The organism is Pseudomonas sp. Lb2C2 (assembly GCF_052112205.1).
Taxonomy (GTDB): Bacteria; Pseudomonadota; Gammaproteobacteria; order Pseudomonadales; family Pseudomonadaceae; genus Aquipseudomonas; species Aquipseudomonas kilonensis.
Window position 1 is genome coordinate 217,985 of record NZ_JAUTYW010000008.1, and the last position, 21,678, is coordinate 239,662.

At 62.1% G+C, this 21,678-nt stretch carries 20 protein-coding genes and 1 pseudogene; 17 read left to right on the forward strand and 4 right to left on the reverse strand.

Annotated elements, in window-relative coordinates; genetic code table 11:
- The first annotated feature begins 22 nt into the window (after positions 1 to 22).
- Both Q7F16_RS24125 and Q7F16_RS24130 read left to right on the forward strand, forming a co-directional pair.
- The gene (locus tag Q7F16_RS24125; protein ID WP_409556612.1) at positions 23 to 1,348 is read left to right on the forward strand and encodes a hypothetical protein; all 1,326 of its coding nucleotides are present in this window, start codon (positions 23 to 25) and stop codon (positions 1,346 to 1,348) included.
- Positions 1,349 to 1,522: 174 nt separating this feature from the next.
- Positions 1,523 to 3,415, forward strand: a complete 1,893-nt coding sequence (locus tag Q7F16_RS24130; protein ID WP_409556613.1) for a trypsin-like serine peptidase — start codon at positions 1,523 to 1,525, stop codon at positions 3,413 to 3,415.
- A 60-nt stretch (positions 3,416 to 3,475) separates the two neighbouring features.
- On the opposite strand, the gene Q7F16_RS24135 is transcribed toward Q7F16_RS24130, so the two are convergent.
- Positions 3,476 to 4,210 (reverse strand): IclR family transcriptional regulator, encoded by a 735-nt coding sequence (locus tag Q7F16_RS24135; protein ID WP_046063948.1) that lies wholly within the window; start codon positions 4,208 to 4,210, stop codon positions 3,476 to 3,478.
- A gap of 275 nt (positions 4,211 to 4,485) precedes the next feature.
- Between Q7F16_RS24135 and Q7F16_RS24140 the strand changes: the two genes are divergently transcribed.
- The 15 genes from Q7F16_RS24140 (at position 4,486) to Q7F16_RS24210 (ending at position 19,874) form a co-directional block, all read left to right on the forward strand.
- Positions 4,486 to 6,027, forward strand: a complete 1,542-nt coding sequence (locus Q7F16_RS24140; protein ID WP_409556614.1) for an acetolactate synthase large subunit — start codon at positions 4,486 to 4,488, stop codon at positions 6,025 to 6,027.
- Between the two features lie 10 nt (positions 6,028 to 6,037).
- The gene (locus Q7F16_RS24145; protein ID WP_079304203.1) at positions 6,038 to 7,528 is read left to right on the forward strand and encodes an aldehyde dehydrogenase family protein; all 1,491 of its coding nucleotides are present in this window, start codon (positions 6,038 to 6,040) and stop codon (positions 7,526 to 7,528) included.
- 26 nt (positions 7,529 to 7,554) lie between these two features.
- Positions 7,555 to 8,349: an SDR family NAD(P)-dependent oxidoreductase gene (locus tag Q7F16_RS24150; RefSeq protein WP_046063945.1), complete on the forward strand. Its 795-nt coding sequence runs from the start codon at positions 7,555 to 7,557 to the stop codon at positions 8,347 to 8,349.
- Positions 8,350 to 8,361: 12 nt separating this feature from the next.
- Positions 8,362 to 9,402 (forward strand): VPS10 domain-containing protein, encoded by a 1,041-nt coding sequence (locus tag Q7F16_RS24155; RefSeq protein ID WP_046063944.1) that lies wholly within the window; start codon positions 8,362 to 8,364, stop codon positions 9,400 to 9,402.
- An 11-nt stretch (positions 9,403 to 9,413) separates the two neighbouring features.
- Positions 9,414 to 9,863, forward strand: a complete 450-nt coding sequence (locus Q7F16_RS24160; RefSeq protein ID WP_046063943.1) for a VOC family protein — start codon at positions 9,414 to 9,416, stop codon at positions 9,861 to 9,863.
- Positions 9,864 to 9,877: 14 nt separating this feature from the next.
- Positions 9,878 to 10,480, forward strand: a complete 603-nt coding sequence (locus Q7F16_RS24165; RefSeq protein ID WP_204127376.1) for an amino acid synthesis family protein — start codon at positions 9,878 to 9,880, stop codon at positions 10,478 to 10,480.
- A 27-nt stretch (positions 10,481 to 10,507) separates the two neighbouring features.
- Positions 10,508 to 11,371: an alpha/beta fold hydrolase gene (locus Q7F16_RS24170; RefSeq protein WP_046063942.1), complete on the forward strand. Its 864-nt coding sequence runs from the start codon at positions 10,508 to 10,510 to the stop codon at positions 11,369 to 11,371.
- A gap of 2 nt (positions 11,372 to 11,373) precedes the next feature.
- Positions 11,374 to 12,981 (forward strand): bifunctional 3-(3-hydroxy-phenyl)propionate/3-hydroxycinnamic acid hydroxylase, encoded by a 1,608-nt coding sequence (locus Q7F16_RS24175; protein ID WP_409556615.1) that lies wholly within the window; start codon positions 11,374 to 11,376, stop codon positions 12,979 to 12,981.
- Positions 12,978 to 13,739 (forward strand): 2-keto-4-pentenoate hydratase, encoded by a 762-nt coding sequence (locus Q7F16_RS24180; RefSeq protein WP_409556616.1) that lies wholly within the window; start codon positions 12,978 to 12,980, stop codon positions 13,737 to 13,739. Before Q7F16_RS24175 ends, Q7F16_RS24180 begins: the two co-directional genes overlap by 4 nt.
- A 190-nt stretch (positions 13,740 to 13,929) precedes the next feature.
- Positions 13,930 to 14,871 (forward strand): helix-turn-helix domain-containing protein, encoded by a 942-nt coding sequence (locus Q7F16_RS24185; protein WP_046065737.1) that lies wholly within the window; start codon positions 13,930 to 13,932, stop codon positions 14,869 to 14,871.
- 227 nt (positions 14,872 to 15,098) lie between these two features.
- Positions 15,099 to 15,767 (forward strand): GntR family transcriptional regulator, encoded by a 669-nt coding sequence (locus Q7F16_RS24190; protein WP_003200810.1) that lies wholly within the window; start codon positions 15,099 to 15,101, stop codon positions 15,765 to 15,767.
- A gap of 76 nt (positions 15,768 to 15,843) precedes the next feature.
- Positions 15,844 to 16,650: an ABC transporter substrate-binding protein gene (locus Q7F16_RS24195; protein WP_409556617.1), complete on the forward strand. Its 807-nt coding sequence runs from the start codon at positions 15,844 to 15,846 to the stop codon at positions 16,648 to 16,650.
- A 12-nt stretch (positions 16,651 to 16,662) separates the two neighbouring features.
- Positions 16,663 to 17,439, forward strand: coding sequence for an amino acid ABC transporter permease (locus tag Q7F16_RS24200; protein WP_014337982.1), 777 nt, complete (start codon positions 16,663 to 16,665; stop codon positions 17,437 to 17,439).
- Between the two features lie 2 nt (positions 17,440 to 17,441).
- Positions 17,442 to 18,221 carry an amino acid ABC transporter ATP-binding protein gene (locus Q7F16_RS24205; protein WP_003200817.1) on the forward strand — a complete coding sequence of 260 codons (780 nt, stop codon included), beginning with the start codon at positions 17,442 to 17,444 and terminating at the stop codon, positions 18,219 to 18,221.
- A 42-nt stretch (positions 18,222 to 18,263) separates the two neighbouring features.
- On the forward strand, positions 18,264 to 19,874 hold the full coding sequence (locus Q7F16_RS24210; protein WP_409556618.1) for a gamma-glutamyltransferase family protein: 1,611 nt from the start codon (positions 18,264 to 18,266) through the stop codon (positions 19,872 to 19,874).
- A gap of 54 nt (positions 19,875 to 19,928) precedes the next feature.
- Here Q7F16_RS24210 and Q7F16_RS24215 read toward each other — a convergent pair.
- The 3 genes and pseudogenes from Q7F16_RS24215 to Q7F16_RS24225 all read right to left on the reverse strand — a co-directional run.
- Positions 19,929 to 20,204: pseudogene (locus Q7F16_RS24215) on the reverse strand (DUF2599 domain-containing protein); the annotation flags it as partial.
- Between the two features lie 268 nt (positions 20,205 to 20,472).
- Positions 20,473 to 20,634, reverse strand: a complete 162-nt coding sequence (locus tag Q7F16_RS24220; RefSeq protein ID WP_161798372.1) for a hypothetical protein — start codon at positions 20,632 to 20,634, stop codon at positions 20,473 to 20,475.
- Positions 20,627 to 21,643, reverse strand: a complete 1,017-nt coding sequence (locus Q7F16_RS24225; RefSeq protein WP_409556619.1) for an NADP-dependent oxidoreductase — start codon at positions 21,641 to 21,643, stop codon at positions 20,627 to 20,629. Before Q7F16_RS24225 ends, Q7F16_RS24220 begins: the two co-directional genes overlap by 8 nt.
- Positions 21,644 to 21,678: the final 35 nt, after the last annotated feature.

The window sequence follows — 21,678 nt, forward strand, 5'->3', positions numbered from 1 at the left end:
CGCACCACAAGGAGCTCCAGCCATGCGAAATCTATCGCGTATGGAATTTTTCGGCAGTGGCCTTGCCTGTACGCTGGCGCTTTGCGCTGCGAGTCAGGTCCAGGCCTATGAGTTGTATGCCGATGACGACACTCATCTCAACGCCGACATGCTGGCCGTGTTCGGCCATTTCAACAGCCGCAAGAACTACGACGGCAGGCCAGGTGGTTCAACCTGGCGCGAAGGCTTCATCAAGTATGGCGTCAGCGGCGACCAGGGCCTGGCCGGCCATGGCACCGCCTACGGGGCGTTCAGCCTGGTCAGTTCCGCCACCTGGGGCGATGGCGACGCGGCCGGCAATACGCTGGGCAGCGAGCGCACGACGAAGATTGAAGACGCTTACCTGGGTTGGCGTTCCGCCGATCTGTTCCCCGTACTGGGACAGGACGGTGTCGATATCTCCGGCGGCCGCCAGGTGGTCAAGCTGGGCAGGGGATTTTTGATCAACGATGACGGGCCGAACCTGGGCAAAGGGCCTGCCGATGGTCGCTTGAATCGCGGTGGCGCCTATTACCTGGCTGCCCGACACGCGTTCGATCAAACCGCGGTATTACGTCTGGGCGGGCAGGATGGACTGCATGGCAGTGTGGTGTGGCTCAAGTCCGATAACCGCGCCCAGGCCGAAACCGAACTGGCCGCTGGCACGCTTGATTACACCGCCAAGGCGGGCACGTTGGGACTGACCTGGATACATGGTCTTGACGTGAACGAGCAGTGGGCCAGCGATTTCCAGAAGCAACGCAAGGACATGGACGTCTACAGCATTCGTGGTGAAGGCGACGCGGGCATCGAGAACGCCAGCCTGGCATTCGAATACGCCTGGCAGGACAAGGACGCCGGCCCGCAGAAGGCCTGGTACGCCGAGGCCGGCTACACCTTTGCCGATCTGGCCTGGGCGCCCAAGCTGACGTATCGCTACACCCGCTATTCCCAGAAGTGGGACTCGTTGTTCACCGGGCAGAGCACGGGTTATGGCACCTGGTTCCAGGGTGAAGTAGCGGGCAATTATGCCGGGCCCTTCAACAGCAACACGGGCATTCATCATGTCGGCCTGACAGCCACGCCGTTGGAGAATCTGACCCTCGGTGCGTTGTACTTCGATTACAACACCGTGCGTAAGGACAGCGCCCTGAACCTCGATGCCCGTGAGCTGGATCTGTATGCCGAGTGGGCGGTGAACGAGCACTTGATCATCACGCCGCTGATAGGCCTCTACAAGCCGGATCGGGATGCAACGACCGGGGGCAATCAAGTGGCGGGCAATGGCACCAACGTGTACAGCCAGGTGACGGTGGCCGTTCCATTCTGAAGCCAGGTTAAACCGGTGGCGAGGGAGCAAGTTCCCTCGCCACCGGGACAATGTCCGGCCAGCCCGACCATCCGTCTGCAAGCTGCTCATACCTGTCAGATCCGACAGTAGGCAGCGAATACGTTCCACGTCATAAATCGCTCCATCGCCCCTCACGCGACCGGAGTGCCCGCCATGCTGACCCTACCGAAAAAAACGTCCGTGCCGCTGGCCATGCGGTGGGCTGTGTGTAGGTTGATGCTGGCCTTTGGGTTGGTATTGGGCGCAGGGTCGGCGGTCGCAGCCATGCAGCCACCGACTTCCACCCCGATTACTCCGGGGCAAATCATTGGGGAGAGCCAGTTCGAGAAGGCTCGGTGCGTACAGGCGTCGGATCCGGCAAAGTACCAACGCTCACGCGCGGTGGGCAGGATTTATACCGGGCGCAGCTATGGGACTGCGTGGAGGGTGGGGCCTGGAAACCTTGCGCTCACCAACCTGCATGTCGTTGGTGAGAACCCGGATCCGGCTCGGATGGTCGTGGAGTTCGATTATGAGGAGCCCAGTTGCGACTCCGATGCTGTACGGCCTCCTGTTCGGGTACCGGTCGAGCGGGTCGTGGCCTCCCATGCATGGGAGGACTTCGCGCTCCTTGCCTTGGATCAGGATGTGGTCGACAGCGGCGTGTTGGATACCTTCGGCTATCTGGGCTTGGATACCCGTATCTCGGCGGTCGGCGACCCGGTCTACGTTGTGGGGCATCCCTGGGCTGGGCCGAAGCGGATCTCGCGCCTTCACGATGACGGGCACCCCTGCTGGGTTACTGAAGTGCAAAACAACGGCCTCACTGATTTCGCAAAATACAATTGCGATACCGAGTCAGGTTCTTCCGGATCGCCCGTGATCGACGCGGGGACCAATACGGTAATTGCCCTGAACTTTGGCTTCAGTTCGGGACACAACGCCGGCGTGCAGGTAAGTAGCATCTGGCCCCGTATCGCGCAGTATTTCGGTGGCAGGTTGCCCGAGGGCAGTATCCCGGTGGAACAGCCGACCGTGCCAGTGGCCAAGCCCGGAGCGGTTGGCGTTCAGGTGCCGGTGCGAGTGACGCAGGTGGACGGGGAATCCCCGGTGGGAGGGGCGCCCGGTGAGCAGCTGTATTACCACGCCCCTGCACACACCACAGTCACCGACGTGTCCTGCCAGAGCGGAACCACCCGATGGATCGCCGAGGACGGCAACGCCGCGTCATGCACCATGCCAAGCGCAGCAAACTGGACCACAACACAGTCGGTGACGCTTCGCGTGGATGACACTGCCCCCGATGGCCAAATCGCCGACGGCCGGGCACGGCTACTGTCCGACGCAGGACAAACCCGCGGAGGAACCAGCATCGTCCTGAACGTGATGTCGCTGGGGCCAGGCGAGGTGGCGTCGCTACAGGTGCAAGCTGGGAATTTTCAGACGGCCGCGGTGGACAGCGGGTTCACGGAGCCGTTGACGGCGCGCGCGAAAGACTCGCTGGACGCGGTTGTTGTGGGTGCTGATGTCACTTTCGCGGTCATCGATGAAAGTACGACAGGGACGCGGTTCGACGGGGGCGATCAGACACTGATCGTGCAAACGAACGCCGAGGGTGATGCAACGTCGCCGACGCTGGTCGCCGGCTCCAGGGCGGGCACGTTGCAGGTGACCGCCACCTCTAACGATAGGATGGCCACGTTCCATTTGAGGGTGGTGTCGGAGGAAGGAGACCCGACGGATGATGTGGAGTATCTGCTCCTGATAGATGGGAATGGACAGCTCGCGCCGGAGGGGGCCGAGTTCACCCATCCGCTCACGGCGCGGACATCGAATCAGGACAGGGATCCAGTGGAGGGTGCCTGGGTTGTCTACACGATCACCGATGATGGTGGGACAGGGACCCGATTCGTCGGGGCCGATCAGGCACCGACGGTGACGACCAACAGCAGTGGTGATGCAGTGTCGCCGAAGCTAGTTGCTGGCAACGCATCTGGTTTCGTGACGGTGACCGCGACCTCCAATGGCAAGGCGTTGACGTTCGTCTTGGTGGTGATTCCGAGTTGAGAGGTTGATCAAGCTGGGCGCTGGATAACGTCAATGCATGTTAGCCGCCATCACATCGGTTCAGTGCATTCTCTCGGCAATCCGTCGGGTGGTGTCCATCACCATTTCAACCACGGTTTCCTGGCGCAGCAGTTTGAAGCTGTCGGTGCTGCCGACGGCTGAAAGGCTGCCTACCACCTCGTCGAGCCCGGGGTTGATGATCGGCGCGGCGATGCCGGTGAGCCCCAGGTTGAGTTCATCGTGAGTCAGGCAATAGCCGTCCTTGCGGATCTTTTTCGCCGCTTTGGAAAAACTGGCCCAGTCATAGCCGTTGTCGGGGTCATTGGCCATGTGTTCTTCGAACAGGCGTTGCAGGCGTCGCCCCTTCTGGAAGGCGATCAGCACCTTGGATTGCGCACCGCGAAAAAACGGCAGTGGCTGGCCGCGACCGAATGCGAACTGGTAGGTGTTATCGGGTTCGGCGATGTAGGTGTTGATGATGTGGCCGTCATAGAAAACGCTGGCGAACACCGCCAGGCCAGTGGCGTCGGACAGCTGGTGCATCAACTCGCGGCCCGCCACGAGGATCGGATCGTATTGGCGCATCATCCAGTCGAGTTCAATGATGCGCGGCCCCAGGCCGTAGCTGCCGGCATCCACCCGGACCAGCAGGCCCGCATCACACAAATCCTTGACGTAGCGGTACACGGTCGCCCGTGACAGGCCCATGCGCTCGGCGATGGTGTCGGGGTCGATCTTCAGCGTTGCCGGGCCGAACAGGTCCAGAACACTCAGCATTTTGCTCAGACTGCTCATCTCGCTCCTAAAGGGGGGAATGGCGCGTAGGTGGTCGTTGGGTGAGCACTATAGGTAGGTGCGCCGATGATGAAAAGCCCGCTCGCTCGGCGAACAGGGCGTTGCCACGATACGCCAGCGCTTGAGAAAAACAAACTGATTGAAGGCTTTATTCTCGTCGTAATTTTGCATAAATCTCAAAATAAGAGCTTTTGTGTGTAAAAAATACTTGAGTGGAGGGTTTTTCTATGTGATAAATCTCAGCCACTGCAAACGCTCGATCAAGAGGGCTGGAAATGAATGGTGCGCAACTGATAGTGAAAGCGGCGGTGGCGAGCGGTATCGAATACTGCTTCGCCAATCCCGGAACGACTGAAATTCCCCTGGTGGCAGCCATGGCCAGTGCGCCAGCCCTCAAGCCGGTGTTGTCCTTGTTCGAAGGGGTGTGCACCGGTGCTGCGGACGGCTATGGCCGGATTGCCGGCAAGCCGGCGATGACCCTGACTCACCTGGGACCAGGCTTTGCCAATGGCATTGCCAACCTGCACAACGCGCGTCGCGCCAACACCCCGATCGTCAACGTCATCGGCGATCACGCGTCATGGCACGTCAATTACGATCCGCCGCTGGCCAGTGATATCCAGGCGCTGGCCGGGAGTGTTTCCGGATGGGTGCGCACATCGCGCACCGCATCGGGTGTCGGCGAAGATTTCCAAGAGGCAGTGCGTGCCGCCTGGCAAGCCAAAGGACAGATCGCCAGCCTGATTCTGCCGATGGACCTGCAAGCCAACACGGTGCTGCACGAGAAAGCCTTCACGGCATTGCAGGCTCCGGTTCGACGTTTTGCCGGTGACCGGATCGAGTCGGTCGCCCAGGCCCTGCGTGATGGCCAGCGCCTGGTGTTTATCGTGGGCGATCAAGGCTTGTCCGTCGCTGGACTCGAAGCGGCGGGGCGCCTGGCGCAACTGCCGGGCGTGCGCCTGTTCGCCGAAACCTTTCCGCGCCTGAGTTATCGCGGCGGTGGTTTGCCTGACCTGGATCGCCTGCCGTACTTCCCCGAAGTCGCCATTGAAATTCTTGACCAATACGACGCGGTGGTGTGCGCCGGCGTGCCGGAGCCGATCAGTTATTTCGGCTACGAAGGCATCGCTTCTCGCCTGGCCGAACGTGAACGCCTGCTCTGCCTGGCGGAAGTAGGGGACGATGTTGCCGGCGCACTCACTGCGCTTGCCGATGCGCTTGAAGCGCCGGCTTATGTGCCAACGCCAACCGGTATCGAACTGCCGCCAAGCGAAGCTACGTTGACACCGCAGTCCGTGGGTCAGGTGCTGGCTGCGTCGCTGCCGGACGATTGCATCGTTTCGGTGGAAGGCGGGACGTGCGGTTATCCATTCTTCACCGCCTCGGCCCATGCCGCACGGCATCGGGTCTTGACCAACACCGGTGGGGCCATCGGCCAGGGCATCCCGGTGGGTTTTGGCGCCGCCATGGCCGAGCGCGGCAACCGCGTGTTCTGCCTGCAATCGGACGGCAGTGCCCAGTACACCATCCAGACCTTGTGGAGCATCGCCCGCGAGCAGCTGCCGGTGGTGATCCTGATCGCGGCCAACCATCGCTACGCCATTTTGCAGAACGAGTTGCGCCGCTTCGGCATGACCGAGCTGGGCCCCGAAGCCCTGAGCCTGACGGTGCTGGACCGTCCACGCATCGATTGGAAGGCCTTGGCCAAGGGCTACGGCTTGCCGGCCAGCACCGTGCACACCAATGGTGAGTTGCAACGCGCCCTGGCCAACGCCAAGGCCGATGGCGGCCCTTGCCTGATTGAAATGGCGCTGTGAAGGAGCGGATATGAACCCGATTCAATTGTTACCTGCCGTCGAGAAGTTCCTGTCGCAACCGGGTCGGCTGTTTATCGGTGGGACTTGGCAGGACGCCGCCAATGGTCGTCGGTTTGCCGTGGAAAACCCGGCCACTGAACACACCCTGGCGGAAGTCGCCGAAGGCGGCGAACGCGACGTGGATGCCGCCGTCGCTGCCGCCCGCGCGGCCTTCACCGGGCCCTGGGCGCAGCACTCACCGGCCCAGCGCGGGTTGTTGCTGTTTCGCCTGGCGGAACTGCTCGACCAGCATCGCGAAGAGCTGGCGCAACTGATCACCCTGGAAAACGGCAAGCCGATCGCCGCGGCCCGTGGGGAGGCGGCCAGTGCGGCCAATATCATTCGTTATTTCGCCGGCTGGCCGACCAAGATCGAAGGCAGCACGCTGCCGGTATCGCCCTCCAGCGGCGCACCGATGCTCAACTACACCTTGCGCGAGCCGGTGGGCGTCTGCGCCTTGATCGTGCCATGGAACTTCCCGCTGACCATGTGCGTGTGGAAGCTTGGCCCGGCGCTGGCGACCGGTTGCGTCGCGGTGCTCAAGCCCGCCGAGCAGACGCCCCTGGTTGCGATTCGCCTGGTGCAGTTGATCGAGGCCGCCGGTTTCCCGGCTGGGGTGGTCAACCTGCTCACCGGCCTCGGCGTGCATACCGGCGCACCGCTGGCCCAGCACCCGGACGTGGACAAGATCGCCTTCACCGGCTCGACCCAGGTGGGCCGGCTGATCGCCCAGGCGGCCACCGGCAACATGAAAAAGGTCTCGCTGGAATTGGGTGGCAAGTCCCCCAACATCATCCTGCCGGACGCCGATATCGTTCGTGCCGCCAAGGGCGCCGCCGACGGCATTTTCTACAACCAGGGGCAGGTCTGCACCGCCGGATCGCGTCTGTACGTGCATGCCAGCGTTCTCGATCAGGTGCTTGAAGAACTCCAGCGCCACGCCGCCGCCCATGTGTTGGGGCCAGGCCTGGATCCGGCAAGCAGCATGGGCCCGCTGGTCTCGGCCCGGCAACTGGGCACGGTGCGTGGCTACCTGCAACGGGGCCAGGAAGAAGGCGCCGAGCTGATCTGCGGCGGTGACCGGCCGGCCCACCTGGAGCGCGGCCACTTTATCCGGCCCAGCGTGTTTCTCGATCGCGCCGAACGCGCCTGTGTCGCCCGGGAAGAAATCTTCGGCCCGGTGCTGACCGTTATGAGCTGGACCGAGATCGATGAACTGGTGCTGCGCGCCAATGATTCGCCCTATGGCCTGGCCGCCGGTCTCTGGACCCGTGACTTGCGTTCCGCCCATCGCGTGGCTGCCCAGTTGAAGGCCGGCTCGGTGTGGATCAACTGCTGGAACGTCGTCGACCCAGCCTCGCCATTTGGTGGCTACAAGCAATCCGGCTGGGGCCGGGAAATGGGTAAGAACGTGATCGATGCCTACACCGAAACCAAAAGTGTCTTCGTCGATCTCGCCTGAGCCGAACAATCACAAGAGGAACTGCTATGGATCTGGAATTACAAGGCCGCGTGGCGATCGTCACCGGCGGTGGCATGGGCATCGGCAAGGAAGTCGCGCGCTTTCTGTCCCAGGAAGGTTGCAAGGTGGTGATCTGCGCGCGGCGTATGGAGTTTCTCCAGCAAGCCGCCGAGGAAATCACCGCAGAGACCGGCAACGAGGTGCTGCCGCTGTTCTGTGACACCAACCAGATGTCGGCGGTGTCCGACATGGTCGAGGCTGCCCACAAGCACTTTGGCCGCATCGACATCCTGGTCAACGGCGCCGCGGCCCCGTCCGGTGTGGTGCGCAACGACATCGAGCATGCCGGCGACGACGAATTGCTCTCGGACCTCAACACCAAAGTGATTGGCTATTTCCGTTGCGCCAAGGCCGTGACCCCGCACATGAAGGCCGGCGGCTTCGGTCGCATCATCAATATCGGTGGCCTGACCGGGCGTGGCAGCAAGGTCCTCTCGGGCATGCGCAACCTGGCCATCGCCCACATGACCAAGACGCTTTCCGACCAACTGGGCCCAGCCGGCATCACGGTCAATCTGATCCACCCCGGCGTCGTGGACACCCCGCACATCCAGGAGCTCTACGAGCGCGAAGGGATCAAGCAGGGCAAGACGCCCGAGCAGGTGGAGCAGGGCTACATCGATGCAACGCCGATCCGACGCACCCTGGCACCCATCGAAATGGGCTGGCTGATCGGTTTCCTCGCATCCCCCAAGGCCGGTGCGGTGACTGGGGAATCCATTGGCATCGATGGCGGCTTGACCCGCGGCATCTTCATTTGAGGAGCAGCAGTGATGAGTAACGGAACCCTTTTGGTCGCCACCGTAGGGCAGGCGGTGATCCGCAGCGCCGACGATGGCCGTACCTGGCACCGCCTGGGCCTGGGCCAGGACCTGGAATTCGACGCGATCACCCGCTCCCTGAGTTTCCATCCGGGGACGCCTGAGGTGATCTATGCCGGCACCGATGTCGGCCTGTGCATCAGCCGTGATACCGGCGGCCATTGGCAGCGGGTGGATTCGCCATTCAACGGCCAGACCGTCTGGAAGGTGGCGGTGGACCCGCAAGATGCACAGCGCATTTTCGTCGGCACCGGTGCGCCGTCGCGCGCCGTGCTGTGGCGCACCCTCGACGGTGGTCAGCACTGGGAACGTGCCCCGGTGGAGATCCCGGAGTTCTGCGACGGCGTCAGTCGTCCGCGCTTGCTGGCCTTCGCCTACGACCCGACCGATCGCAACCAGCTCTGGTTCGGCCTGGAAGAGGGTGGGTTGTTCCACAGCCGTGACGGTGGCGATAGCTGGACCCGTGTCGATGACCGCCTGCTGTGGGACTACAACTCGGACGTGCACAACATCGTGGTCCTGCCCAACCATGGGCAGAAGGTCATCGTGGTGGTGTGCGTCAACGCCGTGTATCGCAGCCTCGACGAGGGGCAGACCTGGACCGGCATCGTCGCCCGGGAAACCTTCGGCCTGTACTACGTGCGCGCCATGAATGCAGCGCTGGGCAGCGAGGATACGCTCTACCTGAGCATTTCCGACGGCACCCCAGGCACGACCAGCAAGGTGCTGGTCTCCCGGGATGCCGCCCTCGGTTGGGAAGTGCTGCCGCTGCCGCAACAGCCCAACTCCTGTGTCTGGGCGATTGCCTTGAACCCCGCCGACCCTCGCCAGATCGTCGCCGGCACCAAGTACGGGCATCTGTTCACCTCCGAGAACGGCGGTGACGGCTGGCAGAAGCAGTGGCGTGAATTCAGTGAAATCGCTGATGTGCTCTGGACGCCCGCCGTGGCGCAAATCAAGTCCGGGCATCAATCCATCATCAAGAAAAACTGAGGTATCGCGCGATGAAAGTCGAAGTCGTTCGTACTCACCTGTCGCTGTCCGTGAGCGACCCTGAAGTGTCGGCGCGTTGGTACGCCGACGTGCTGGGCATGCATGAAAGCGCCCGGGGTGAAAGCTGGATCATGATGGCCTTCGGTGCCAAGCACCACGACATCGCGTTGCTCCGCGCAGCACCCGGGGCCCACCAGGGCGGCCTGGGGCTGCAGCACTACGGGCTGGAGATTGCGGGCGACATGACCACCCTGCGCAAGCTCTACGGCATGTTGCTGAAGAAGGGCGTCGAGGTGGTGAAGATCACCGACCACGAGATCGGTAACGGCGTGTATTTCAACGACCCCGATGGCAATCGCATGGAGTTCTTCCTCGAGTCCGAACACGACGATGCACGCGGCAAGGCCCGCTTCAAGGCCGCTGGAGCCCCCAGCCGGCATTTCGATCTCGACCCACTTTGAAAGAGACTGCTCTTATGAAAACCGCAAATTTCGCCAGTTACCACATCCGCAAATGGTACACCTTCGTCGAGGAAACCCTGGCCAACGAAACGGGCCAGTTGGCCGATGGTGAGCCGCTGTTCAAGTACGCCATTGGCGCTGTGATCGCCAACCCTTATGCCGGCCGTTTCAGTGAAAACCTGGCCGAGTTGATTGAGCCATCACCCTTGCTGGGCCAGGAGTTTGGTCGGCGCATCCGGGTACTGGCGGGCCAGCATCAGATCGTCAGCTATGGCAAGGCGTGCCTGGTGGGCAGCCAGGGCGAGTACGAGCATGGCAATGCATTGTTGACCAATCCGGCGGCGGATCCTATCCGCGTCGCATTGGGCGGCGGCAAATCCTGGGTGCCTTCCACCGGCAAGCGTGGCGGGCCTGGCGTGACCATCGATGTGCCGCTGGCTCACAAGGATGCGCTGTATGTCCGTTCGCACTACGACAGCATTTCGCTGTCGTTCGGCGATGGTCCGGCGGCCGACGAATTGATCATCATCTGGGCCTTCGCCACGCGTGGGCGCTTGCATGCGCGCCTGGGTGGCCTTGAGGCTGCCGACGTCAAGGGCAATGACGGCCTGTATTGAGGTGTGCTGATCGTGGGAAGCGAACGAATGTCTGCAAACAGCCAGTTCTTCACCAATCGATCGGGGCTGCGCCTGCATTATCTGTCCTGGGGCAATCCGTCGGGCATTGCGGTGGTACTGCTCCACGGGCTGCGCTCCTATGCCCAGACCTGGGATGGCCTGGTCAATGCATTGGGCGAGCGGTACTGCTGCTATGCCCTTGACCAGCGTGGACGTGGCTACAGTGACTGGGCGGATGCCGCCAGTTACCGGACCGAAGCCTATGTCAACGATCTTGAAGATCTGGTGGCGCATCTGGAGCTGCAGCGTTTCGTCCTGGTGGGGCATTCCCTTGGCGGTACCAATGCACTGGAGTATGCGCGGCTCAATCCGGGACGACTGCAAGCGTTGGTGATCGAGGACATTGGCCCTGGTTCTTCGGTCAGCGGTGACGGCGCCGAGCGGATTCGGCGCGAGATGAGCCAGACACCGCTGTTGTTTCCTGACTGGGAGAGCGCCGCCCAGTTCTGGCTGCAAGCGCGACCTGGCCTCTCTCAGGAGGGGCTGGCTTCCAGGTTGATGTATTCCATGAAGGAAACCCTGGCTGGAATCGAATGGCGTCACGACCAGCAAGGTATCGCCCAGGCGCGCCTGAGTATTACCCCGACCGACCTGTGGCCGGCGGTACGGGCGCTGGATTGCCCGACGCTGTTCATTCGTGGCGCCCGTTCCGATTTCCTGCCCCTGGCGACCCTCGAGTCGATCAAGCAGGCCAATGGGTTGGTACGCACAGAGGAAATCGCCGACGCCAGCCATTACGTCCATGATGACCAGAGCGAGATGTTCAACCTTGTCGTCATGGACTATTTGTATGACCAGTGCCTCCAACCACAACAACAAAGCGGTGAATAGCGATGAAGCAGGAGAAAACCCAGGTTGTCATCGTGGGCGGCGGCCCCAATGGGATCACGGCCGCTCATTACATGGGGCTGTACGGTATCGACTGCATCGTCCTTGAATTGGCTGACGGCGTCCTGCCGTATCCGCGCGCGGTGGGCATGGATGACGAGGCCCTGCGTGTGTTGCAGGGCATCGGCATCGCTGAATTGGCCGCGCGCGACATGATCTGCAACGTGCCCCTGCGTTACTACAATGCGCGAGGCGTGTGTTTTGCCGAGGTCAAACCGAGCACGGCAAACTATGGCTGGCCGATGCGTAACATATTCATGCAACAGTTGCTTGAAACGACGTTGCGCGAGCAGTTGGGCAAGCACGCCAGTGTCGAGTTGCGCCAGGGCCATGAAATGCTCGATCTGGAGCAGGATGCCGAGGGCGTGACCTTGCAGGTGCGCGATGCCCAGGGCGAGCTCTATCAATTGCAGGCGCAGTACGTGATCGGCGCCGATGGCGGACGTTCCAGCGTGCGCAAGAAACTCGGCATCGAACTGCTGGGGCTGACCCATCCGCGCAAATGGGTGGTGATCGACACGGCCAACGACTCCCTGGATGCACCGTATACCGCCCTGCATGCCGACCCTCAGCGACCTTTCGTCTGCATTTACCTGCCGTATCAGCAACGGCGCTGGGAGTTCATGCTCCTGGAGGGCGAAGATGAGACCCGGATGTGCGAAGAGGCGACGATCCGGGACTTGATCCGTGGGCATATCGGCGATGCGGTCGATCAACTGGAAATCATCCGGATCCGCGCCTACACCCATAACTCTCGGGTCGCGGCCCGTTTTGTCCAGGGCCGTGTGGCATTGGTGGGGGATGCGGCGCATATTTCCCCGCCCTGGGCCGGACAGGGGCTCAATTCGGGCCTGCGTGATGTCGCCAACGTCACCTGGAAGCTCGCCGCGATCCTTCAAGGGCGGGCGTCGCCGGCGATTCTGGCCAGTTACGATCAGGAGCGCCGCGGGCACGCGACCGATCTCATCGCGTTGGCCGACAACATGGGCGCGGTCCTGGGGCTGACCAACCCGTTGATGGCCGGTGTACGGGACTGGTTGTTCCAGGCCGTCAACAGCGTCGACAACCTGCGCTCGCACTTGCTGGAATTCAAGTTCAAACCCAAGGCAACCATCACCAAAGGCCTGGTTCATCACGAGCGCGCCGAACTGCATGAGGATGATCTGGTCGGGCAGTTGTTCATCCAGCCGTCCATCGAAGATGCCCAGGGCCAGCGTCGGCGCCTGGACGATGTGCTGGGGCATTCCTATGCGGTGCTGGGGTATCGGGTCAATCCGAGCGAACAGCTCAGCGAACAAACCGCCGCCTGGTGGGCGCGCTGGGAGACGCGTTTCATCCAGATCAATCGCTCGCGCAGTGGCGTGGGGCGTAACGAACCCTTGTCCGCCAATGGCGCCATTTGCGTCGAGGACGTCGATAACCGCTTGGGCGAATGGTTTGCCAAGGTGCGTGACTGTGTTGTGGTGGTGCGGCCGGATCGGTTCGTTGCCGCGATCACCACACCTGAGCGGCTCGAAGGCGTGTTGCGCAAGCTGGCGGAGCAGCTCTCATGAGGCGCGAAGACGATCTTCTGGTCCGGCTTCAGGGTGCCGCGCAGGCTGTACACGCCTTGCCTTCGTTGGAGCCTCAGGCTGTGGCCCTGCAGGAGGGCTACACCTTGCAACGCGAGGCATTGCGCCGGCGCCAGGTCGCTGGTGAGCGGTTGACCGGGTGGAAGGTGGCCTTCGCCGGCCGCGCCGCCCAGGACCGTTTCGGTATTGGTGAACCGGTATTGGGCGCGCTGACCGATGCCATGGCAGTGGAACCCGGCAGCACGGTGCCCCTGGCACGGCTGATCCAGCCCAAGCTGGAGATCGAGCTGGCGTTTGTCCTGGGGCGCACGCTGGTGCCGGGTTTCTACAGCGACGAGGACATCTTCGCTGCCATCTCCGAGGTCGCGCCGGCATTCGAAATTGCCGATTGTCGCTGGCAGGACTGGCGTTTCGGCGTCGGGGCGTTTCTTGCCGACAATGCCGCTGCGGGGCTGTATTGCCTCGGGGCGAGGGTGGGGTTCGATCCGGATCGACTGCCCGAAGTGAACTATCGTCTGGCGCATGACGGCGTGTCCTGCGGTGAAGGTAACGTCCTGGCGCGCGAGGACACCCCTCTGGCGAATCTGTGTTGGCTGGTCCGGCGGTTGCTGGCCGACGGGCGGCGCGTTGAAGCGGGGCAGGTGGTGCTGTCCGGGGCGTTGTTGGCGCCGATGGACGTCAGGGCCGGCGAATATCGTTTGCACATGCTTGGCACGGAACTGGCTTTGGTTTTCCGGTAGTCAGCACTGTTCACCCAAGTGAAATGATGAACCTGTGGCGAGGGAGCTTGCTCCCGTTTGAGTGCGAAGCGCTCACAAAAATGGGTCTGCTGCGCAGCCCAGCGGGAGCAAGCTCCCTCGCCACAGGTTTATCGACCTCTTTGGATATCAGCACCAGGGTTAAGCACAGCACCACCGAGGAACAATGATCATGTTCGCCGAAGTCCGTACCTTCAATGATCCTCAGCAACACGCCGGTTCGATCCTGGGCTGGCAACAGGTCTATGACCAACTCGGGCGTGGCTGCCTTTCCAGCGAGCTGCGGCAGGTGTGCGCCGAGCGTTTCCAGATCTTCCAGGAGGTGCTGGATAAACGGGTGGTGCAGCGCGGTAGCGCGCCAAAAGGGCGCTTGTGCATTGCCATGTCGCTGGGCGGTGCGCCGGTGGTCCAGGGGCACCAAGTGGGCGCCCACAGTGTCGTGCTGTTGCGCGATGGCGAGGACTTCGTCTTGCACGCCCCGGAAGGCATGCACTTCTTTGCGGCCAATGTCGACACGGTGCGGTTCGCCAAGCTGGCGGCCTACGAACTGTCGAGCGAACAGCTCAAGCGCCTGCAAAGCGTGTCCCAGGTCAGCGTGGATGAGGCGGTGCTGCGCCGGGTGCAGCAAAGGATCCACCCACTGTTTCGTCACCTTCTGGAGCAGGCGGACGCGGTCAATCCTGCCGCGGAAAAAATCCTCGAAGACGTCCTGCTCAACGCCTTTCTCGACCTGTTCAGTCACGCTTCGGACGAGGTGCGCGGCCGGCGCGGCAATTTTGCCGTCAGTGCCTATCTGGTCAAGCGTTGCCAGGAGCTGGTCGTCGCCAGCGCCGATGTGCCCTTGAGCATCCTCGATTTGTGCGAACAATTGCGGGTCAGCCGCAGGACCCTGCAGAACAGTTTCCAGGCGGTCACCGGGATGCGTCCGGTGGAGTACCTGCGCAACCTGCGGCTCAATGCCGTGCGCCGGCGTTTGATCACGACCCGTGCGGCGGCACTGAACGTCAGTGAAATCGCCGTGGCGATGGGGTTTTTCCACCTGAGTCATTTCGCGGCCCATTACCGGGCGTTGTTTGGCGAATCCCCCTCCGATACGCCCAGGGCACCTGCATGATGGGCTGCCGCCTGCGGTGTTACCGAAGTGCCATCCTGCACCCATAAAAGGCAGCCACTGAGCTGTTAGGTAGCACACCTGCGCGGTTAAGGGCTTAAGGCTGGCAGTCGTTTACCTCGGCAAATTCCTTCAAATCAATCGCTTGCACGCTAACGCGTAAGGTTGGCACGCATTCTGCTTTTTTGAATCCGTGGATAATTGGATACAAAAATGCAGAAGGTGCTGCCATGCAATTTGCCCCGACTTACGCTGAACGCCCACCGATGACTGCCGAGGAAGAGGCCTACAACTTCCTGCTCGATGCCATTTGTGGCGGTCGGTTACGCAAGGGCGACCGGCTGATTGCCGAGGACATCGCCAACGAGATCGGCATGAGCCGGATGCCGGTGCGCGAAGCCTTTCGCCGTCTGGATGCCCAGGGCCTGGTGACCCTGCGGCCCAATCGCGGGGCGATTGTCAGCGGCCTGGACATCGATGAGTTGCACGAAGTCTTCGAGATGCGCAGCGCCCTGGAAGGCCTGGCGGTCCGTGTCGCGACAGCACGAATTGGCGAACGCCAGTTGGCCGCCTTGGAGCGCTTGCTGGACGAGATGGACGATTACCGCGAGGAAAGCGCCGAGTGGGTCAGCCGCCATCGCGCGTTCCATGAATACCTGTGCAGCCTCAGCGGTCGCCCGCGATTGCTCAAGCAGATCAGCGCGCTCTATTCCCTGATCGAAGCGCCCATGCGCCTGTGGTTGCAGCACGTGGAAAAGCCCCTGAGTGCGCGCCAGGAGCACATGCTGATTCTCGACGCCCTGCGTGCGGGCGATGCCGACAAGGCCGAGGCGGTGGTGCGTGCGCACATCGAAGGCACCGTCCCTGAATTGATCGAGTTCCTGCAATCGAAAAAATAACGAGAGCGGGCTCCGAGCCTGCCCGTGTTCTGACTTTGAGTACTGCCCGTTACTTACTGAACTGGAGTGTCTGGTCATGCATAAGCCTCGCCTGTTGGTTGCCGCTTTATCCTTGGGTTTCTGTGCACAGTGGGCGGTTGCCGCGCCCGTTGTCCCGGAGCGTTTGCTCAAGGTCGATAAACTCGTCTACTGCTCGGGCATGGATTCGCCGCCGTTGGTGTCCTTCGATGAGGCGCAGAAACCCAAGGGACTGACCGTGGACCTGGGGCTGGAAATCGCCAAGCGCCTGGGCGACAAGAAGGTGGAATGGCGGGTCATTCCCTTTTCCGGGCTGCTCCCCGCGTTGCTGGCCCGACAGTGCGACATGATCGTCGACCAGCTGTTTGACAAGCCCGAGCGCCGTGAGGTGATCGACATCGTCAACTACATGTATTCCAGCCAGGCGGTGGTGGTGCCCAAGGGCAATCCAAAGGGCCTCAAGACGCTGCCGGATCTCTCCGGACACAAGGTCGCCGTACTTAACGGTTCCACCATCAAGACCCTGCTCGACGCCGAGAACGAGACCCTGGGCAAGGCCGGCAAACCGCCTATGAAACTGGTGGTCTACAACTCCGACACCGATGCCTTCCAGGCCCTGCGCATCAGCCAGGTCGACGCCTACGGCACCACCGTGGAAACCGCCGGTTATTACGCCACCATGGCCCCCGATCTGTTCGAGGAGGGCGTGCCAGCCTTCAGCCGGATTCTCACTGGCCTGGGCATTCGCAAGGACGATCCGCAACTGACTGCGGCTGTGCAGCAGGTCATCGGCGATATGCGCAGCGATGGCAGCTACAGCCAACTGCTGGGCAAATGGCATGTCGCCAGTGACACGCTTGATTGAGGTGAACTACCGATGAATTTCAATTGGGATGTGTTCTGGCAGTACCTGTTGCAGCCCAGTGGGGTGTACCTCACCGGGCTCTGGCTGACCTGCCTGATCAGTGTGCTGGCGATGCTGCTGGGCTGTGCCCTCGGGCTGGCCGCCGCGCTGTTGCGGTTGTCGAAGAACCCGTTGCTGCATTTGCCAGTGCGCTTTTACGTGTGGCTGATGCGCGGCACGCCGTTGCTGGTGCAGATCGTCTTTCTCTACACCGCACTGGCCGCCGGCGGGATTTTCCGCTTCGAAGACATCGACCTCTTTGGGCTGGTAATCCCTGGCAATATCCAGGCGGCGATCATTGCCCTGGGCCTCAACGAGGGTGCCTACATGGCCGAGATCATCCGCGCCGGCATCGGTGCGGTGGACAAGGGCCAATACGAGGCCGGGCGCTCGTTGGGCATGACCTTCGCCAAACTGATGCGCCGCATTGTGCTGCCCCAGGCGTTCCGGGTCATCGTGCCGCCGCTGGGCAACGAGTTCAACGTGATGCTCAAGAACACCACGCTGGTCAGCGTGATCGGCGTCCAGGAATTGTTGCTCAGTACCCAGATGGTCACGTCGGCGACGTTCCGGGTGTTCGAACTGTACCTGGTGGTGGCGATCTACTTCCTGTTGCTGACCACGTTGTGGGGTTTTTTCCAGCGCTGGCTGGAGGCCCGTTTCGGTCAGTCGGACCGGCCCTCGTCACCGCCGCCGGCTTCGACGCGGATGTTCGGTCGCAGCACCCTGAACCTGCTGAGGGCACGTTAACCATGGCGCATAAAAGCGAAGAGCTGATTATCGAGGCGCTGGATGTCCACAAGTCCTTCGGCGAGCTGCAGATTCTCAAGGGCATCTCCCTGCAAGTGCGGCGCGGCGAAGTGGTGGTGCTGATCGGCGCTTCGGGCTCGGGCAAGACCACCTTCATCCGTTGCATCAATCTGTTGGAAGACATCCAGGGCGGACGGATCCGCGTCAACGGCCGGGCCATGGGCTATCGCGAGCGGGCCGATGGCAGCCTGGTGCGTGAGTCTGAGCGCAACATCGCCCGTCAACGGCGGGACATCGGCATGGTCTTCCAGCGCTTCAACCTGTTTCCTCACATGACGGCCCTGGAAAACATCATCGAGGCGCCGATCCAGGTGCTTGGCGTGACTCGCACCGCCGCGCTGGAGCAGGCCCGCGGCCTGCTGGAGCGGGTCGGCCTGGCGGACAAGGCCGATCACTACCCGTCGATGCTCTCTGGCGGCCAGCAACAGCGGGTGGCGATTGCCCGGGCCCTGGCGATGAAACCCCAGGCCATGCTGTTCGACGAACCCACCAGCGCCCTCGACCCGGAGACTGTCGGCGAGGTGTTGCAAGTGATGAAGGAGTTGGCCGAGGAGGGGATGACCATGGTCGTGGTGACCCATGAAATGGGCTTTGCCCGGGAAGTGGCCGACCGTGTGGTGGTCCTGGACCAGGGCGAGCTCATCGAGCAGGGGCCGCCGGAGCAGATTTTCTGTCACCCCATTCATCCTCGTACCCGGGCTTTTCTCAGTCGCGTGTTATGACCTTTCCCGGCCACTGAATTCCTGTATCGAAGAGCCTTCGCCATGCTGAAATTTTCTGCCCACCAATACCCTTATCCGTCGCAACGCCAGAGCGTTTTCGCCCGTCGGGGCATGGTCGCCGCGTCCCAACCCCTGGCTGCCCAGGCGGGCATCGAGATCATGCAAAAGGGCGGCAATGCCATCGACGCCGCCATCGCCACCGCGGCGGCGCTGACGGTGGTGGAACCCACTGGCTGTGGCATCGGCGGTGACGCCTTCGCGCTGGTCTGGTGCAAGGGCCAGTTGCACGGCCTCAACGGCAACGGCCATGCACCGGCCGCCTTGAGCATCGAGGCGGTCAAGGCCGCCGGCCACGAGCAGATGCCGCTCTATGGCTGGACACCGGTAACCGTCCCGGGCTGCCCGTCGGCCTGGGCCGAGTTGTCCCGACGCTTTGGCAAGCTGCCCTTTGCCGAGCTGCTGCAACCGGCGATCAGCCTGGCCCGGGATGGCTTTGCGCTGTCGCCGGTGGTTGCCCATCAATGGCAGGTCGCGGTGAACGAGTTCACGCCCCATCGGGATGCCGTCCTCGAGACTTGGTTCGACACCTTCCTGATCGAAGGCCGGGCGCCACGAGCCGGGGAGGTTTTTCGCAACCCGGCCCAGGCGCGCACCCTCCAGGAGTTGGCCGACACCCGCTGCGAGAGCCTCTATCGCGGTGCGTTGGCCGAGCGCCTGGACGCCCATTCCCGGGCCAGCGGCGGCTATCTGCGGGCCTCGGACCTCAAGGATTATCGCGCCCAGTGGGTGGACCCCATCCACGTCAATTACCGAGGGGTGGATGTCTGGGAAATCCCGCCGAGCGGGCAGGGCCTGGTGGCCTTGATGGCGTTGAAGATTCTGGAAGGCTTCGACTTCGATCACCGTGACAGCCAACAGACCTGGCATCGCCAACTGGAAGCGATGAAGTTGGCCTACAGCGACGGCCTGCACTACATCACCGATCCTTTGCACATGCGCGTGGCGGTGGCTGACCTGCTCAGCGATGACTACAGTGCTCACCGTCGTCGAAAAATCGGCGAACAGGCCCAACCGCCTGCGCCCGGCGACCCCCACGCCAGCGGCACGGTGTACCTGGCGACCGCGGATGGGGAGGGCAATATGGTCTCGTTCATCCAGAGCAACTACCACGGGTTTGGCTCTGGCGTGGTGCTGCCCGACAGCGGTATTGCCTTGCAGAATCGTGGGCAGGAATTCAGCCTCGATTCGAGCCACGCCAACTGCCTGGCCCCAGGCAAGAAGACCTTCCACACCATCATTCCCGGTTTCCTCACCCGCAATGGCGAGGCCCTCGGCCCCTTCGGCGTGATGGGCGGCTACATGCAGCCCCAGGGGCATGTGCAGATGGTCATGAACCTGGTGGATTTCGGCCTGAACCCGCAAGCGGCGCTGGATGCACCGCGCTGGCAATGGCTGGGGGCGATGAAGGTCGGGATCGAGCACGGGGCCTCACGGGACCTGGCCAATGCCCTGGCGCGACGGGGGCATGAGGTTCAGATCGCCAGCGACCTGACCGACTATGGCCGCGGCCAGATCATCCTGCGCGACCCGGCCAGCGGGGTGTTGTGTGGCGGGACTGAACCCCGGGCGGATTCGCATATTGCGGTTTGGTAAATGCACGATCCGCCGATACCTGAAGTATCGGCAGATCGCGTTGCCACTCAAGCCTCAGTAAGGATTGCAGTACTGTGCAACAGCCTTGGCCTGGTCGACGTAAGGACGTGCCGGCTCAAGGTTCCACTCGGGTTTGTTCCTGACGGGTTTGCCATCGAAGGTGGCCGCCAGATGACACACCAATTGCCGGCGGAGGGACCCGCCGTAGATGCTGTATTGCCGCCATTGCCCGTCGTCTTTGTGCTTGTTGTACAGCTCGGCAAACATCCTGTCGGTGTCTTCATGACATGACTTCCTTGTGGTGGAACCGGTAGCCGACACGGCATTCCATGCCGGGGAAAGAGAAAACAGAAGGGGTTGGTGCCGGCCGGCGGGTTTCATTGAACCTGTCGCGGGCATTGGCGGTGTTATGGACGAGGGCAACTCAACGCTGGGCAGCTACCGCATGGAACGCCAGGGGCAGGGTAAAAGACGCACGAGCAGCTGCGCACATGTCGACACTCCTTGTCGAACGAGATGGGTGAGTTTCAAGGTAGTCAACCGATTACCGCAGGTCAAATCAGCGCTTTTTCTTCAGGCGGTACTGGCCTGACGCGCCTCATTGCTCAAGCATCAATGTGCGCCAGACAATCACTGGCGCCGCAGCTGGCGCGGCGGAGTCTTGCACCGCCTTGTTTTCCTCCAAGGTTGCCGGGGCCGAAGGGGTCACCTCTGTTGTCTGATCCTGGTCAGTCTCCAGGGTAGATACGGTTTCACTCATCGGCCATTCCCGAGTGAATCTTGATGACGACCTTGCCCTTCGATCGTCCTTGCTCGACGTAGCTCAAGGCATCGGCCGTCGCATCGAAGGAGAAGGACCGATCAATCACCGGCTTGATGCTGCCGGCCTCGACGAGCGTGGTGATTTCACGCAGTTGAGGACCGCTGGCGCGCATGAACACGAAGGTATAGCCCACACCTTTTCGGCGGGCCTTGCGGCGTATACCGCTGCTCAACAGGCCCATGATCAGTCTCAGCACCCAGGAAAATCCCTGGGCCTGGGCGAACTGTGGGGTGGGTGGCCCGGAGATGGAAATGAGCTGGCCGCCAGGCTTGAGGATCTTCAGCGATTTCTCCAGCTCATCGGCGCCCAGGCTGTGCAACACGACGTCATAGTCCTGCAGAACGCTGGCGAAATCCTGTTGCTTGTAATCGATGACAACGTCCGCGCCCAGGGCTTTGACCCACGGCACATTGCCGGTGCTGGTGCTGGTCGCAACGAAGGCGCCGAGGTGCTTGGCAAGCTGGATGGCGAGGGTGCCGACGCCGCCTGAACCGGCCTGGATGAAGACCTTTTGGCCTCGCTTCAGTCGGGCGGTTTCAACCAGTACCTGCCAGGCGGTCAGGGCGACCAAGGGCAGGGCGGCGGCTTCTTCCATGCTGATGTTTGCCGGTTTCATGGCCAAGGCGTTTTCGTTCACTGAAATCTGCTCGGCGAAGGTGCCGATGTGCCCATCCGGGGCGCGGGCATAGACTTCATCGCCTGGTTTGAATTGCTCGACACGGGATCCCACGCGGACCACGACCCCCGCCACGTCATGACCCAATGCCAAGGGAAATGAGTAGGGTAGGATCAGTTTGAATTCGCCTTTGCTGATCTTTGAATCCAACAGATTGACGCTGGCAGCCTGCACGCGGACCAGAACGTCATGGTCACCCACTTCAGGGGCCGCTAGCTCGCCGATACGGCCACTGTGCTTGCCATAACGGTCGATTAAAAATGCCTTCATGGTGCTTTGCTCTCATAAGGGATGCAGCGCAGTGA

Coding starts and splice junctions, on each gene's coding strand:
- Q7F16_RS24125 (WP_409556612.1), top strand. CDS start 23: ATGCGAAATCTATCGCGTATGGAATTTTTCGGCAGTGGCCTTGCCTGT.
- Q7F16_RS24130 (WP_409556613.1), top strand. CDS start 1,523: ATGCTGACCCTACCGAAAAAAACGTCCGTGCCGCTGGCCATGCGGTGG.
- Q7F16_RS24135 (WP_046063948.1), bottom strand. CDS start 4,210: ATGAGCAGTCTGAGCAAAATGCTGAGTGTTCTGGACCTGTTCGGCCCG.
- Q7F16_RS24140 (WP_409556614.1), top strand. CDS start 4,486: ATGAATGGTGCGCAACTGATAGTGAAAGCGGCGGTGGCGAGCGGTATC.
- Q7F16_RS24145 (WP_079304203.1), top strand. CDS start 6,038: ATGAACCCGATTCAATTGTTACCTGCCGTCGAGAAGTTCCTGTCGCAA.
- Q7F16_RS24150 (WP_046063945.1), top strand. CDS start 7,555: ATGGATCTGGAATTACAAGGCCGCGTGGCGATCGTCACCGGCGGTGGC.
- Q7F16_RS24155 (WP_046063944.1), top strand. CDS start 8,362: ATGAGTAACGGAACCCTTTTGGTCGCCACCGTAGGGCAGGCGGTGATC.
- Q7F16_RS24160 (WP_046063943.1), top strand. CDS start 9,414: ATGAAAGTCGAAGTCGTTCGTACTCACCTGTCGCTGTCCGTGAGCGAC.
- Q7F16_RS24165 (WP_204127376.1), top strand. CDS start 9,878: ATGAAAACCGCAAATTTCGCCAGTTACCACATCCGCAAATGGTACACC.
- Q7F16_RS24170 (WP_046063942.1), top strand. CDS start 10,508: ATGTCTGCAAACAGCCAGTTCTTCACCAATCGATCGGGGCTGCGCCTG.
- Q7F16_RS24175 (WP_409556615.1), top strand. CDS start 11,374: ATGAAGCAGGAGAAAACCCAGGTTGTCATCGTGGGCGGCGGCCCCAAT.
- Q7F16_RS24180 (WP_409556616.1), top strand. CDS start 12,978: ATGAGGCGCGAAGACGATCTTCTGGTCCGGCTTCAGGGTGCCGCGCAG.
- Q7F16_RS24185 (WP_046065737.1), top strand. CDS start 13,930: ATGTTCGCCGAAGTCCGTACCTTCAATGATCCTCAGCAACACGCCGGT.
- Q7F16_RS24190 (WP_003200810.1), top strand. CDS start 15,099: ATGCAATTTGCCCCGACTTACGCTGAACGCCCACCGATGACTGCCGAG.
- Q7F16_RS24195 (WP_409556617.1), top strand. CDS start 15,844: ATGCATAAGCCTCGCCTGTTGGTTGCCGCTTTATCCTTGGGTTTCTGT.
- Q7F16_RS24200 (WP_014337982.1), top strand. CDS start 16,663: ATGAATTTCAATTGGGATGTGTTCTGGCAGTACCTGTTGCAGCCCAGT.
- Q7F16_RS24205 (WP_003200817.1), top strand. CDS start 17,442: ATGGCGCATAAAAGCGAAGAGCTGATTATCGAGGCGCTGGATGTCCAC.
- Q7F16_RS24210 (WP_409556618.1), top strand. CDS start 18,264: ATGCTGAAATTTTCTGCCCACCAATACCCTTATCCGTCGCAACGCCAG.
- Q7F16_RS24220 (WP_161798372.1), bottom strand. CDS start 20,634: ATGAGTGAAACCGTATCTACCCTGGAGACTGACCAGGATCAGACAACA.
- Q7F16_RS24225 (WP_409556619.1), bottom strand. CDS start 21,643: ATGAAGGCATTTTTAATCGACCGTTATGGCAAGCACAGTGGCCGTATC.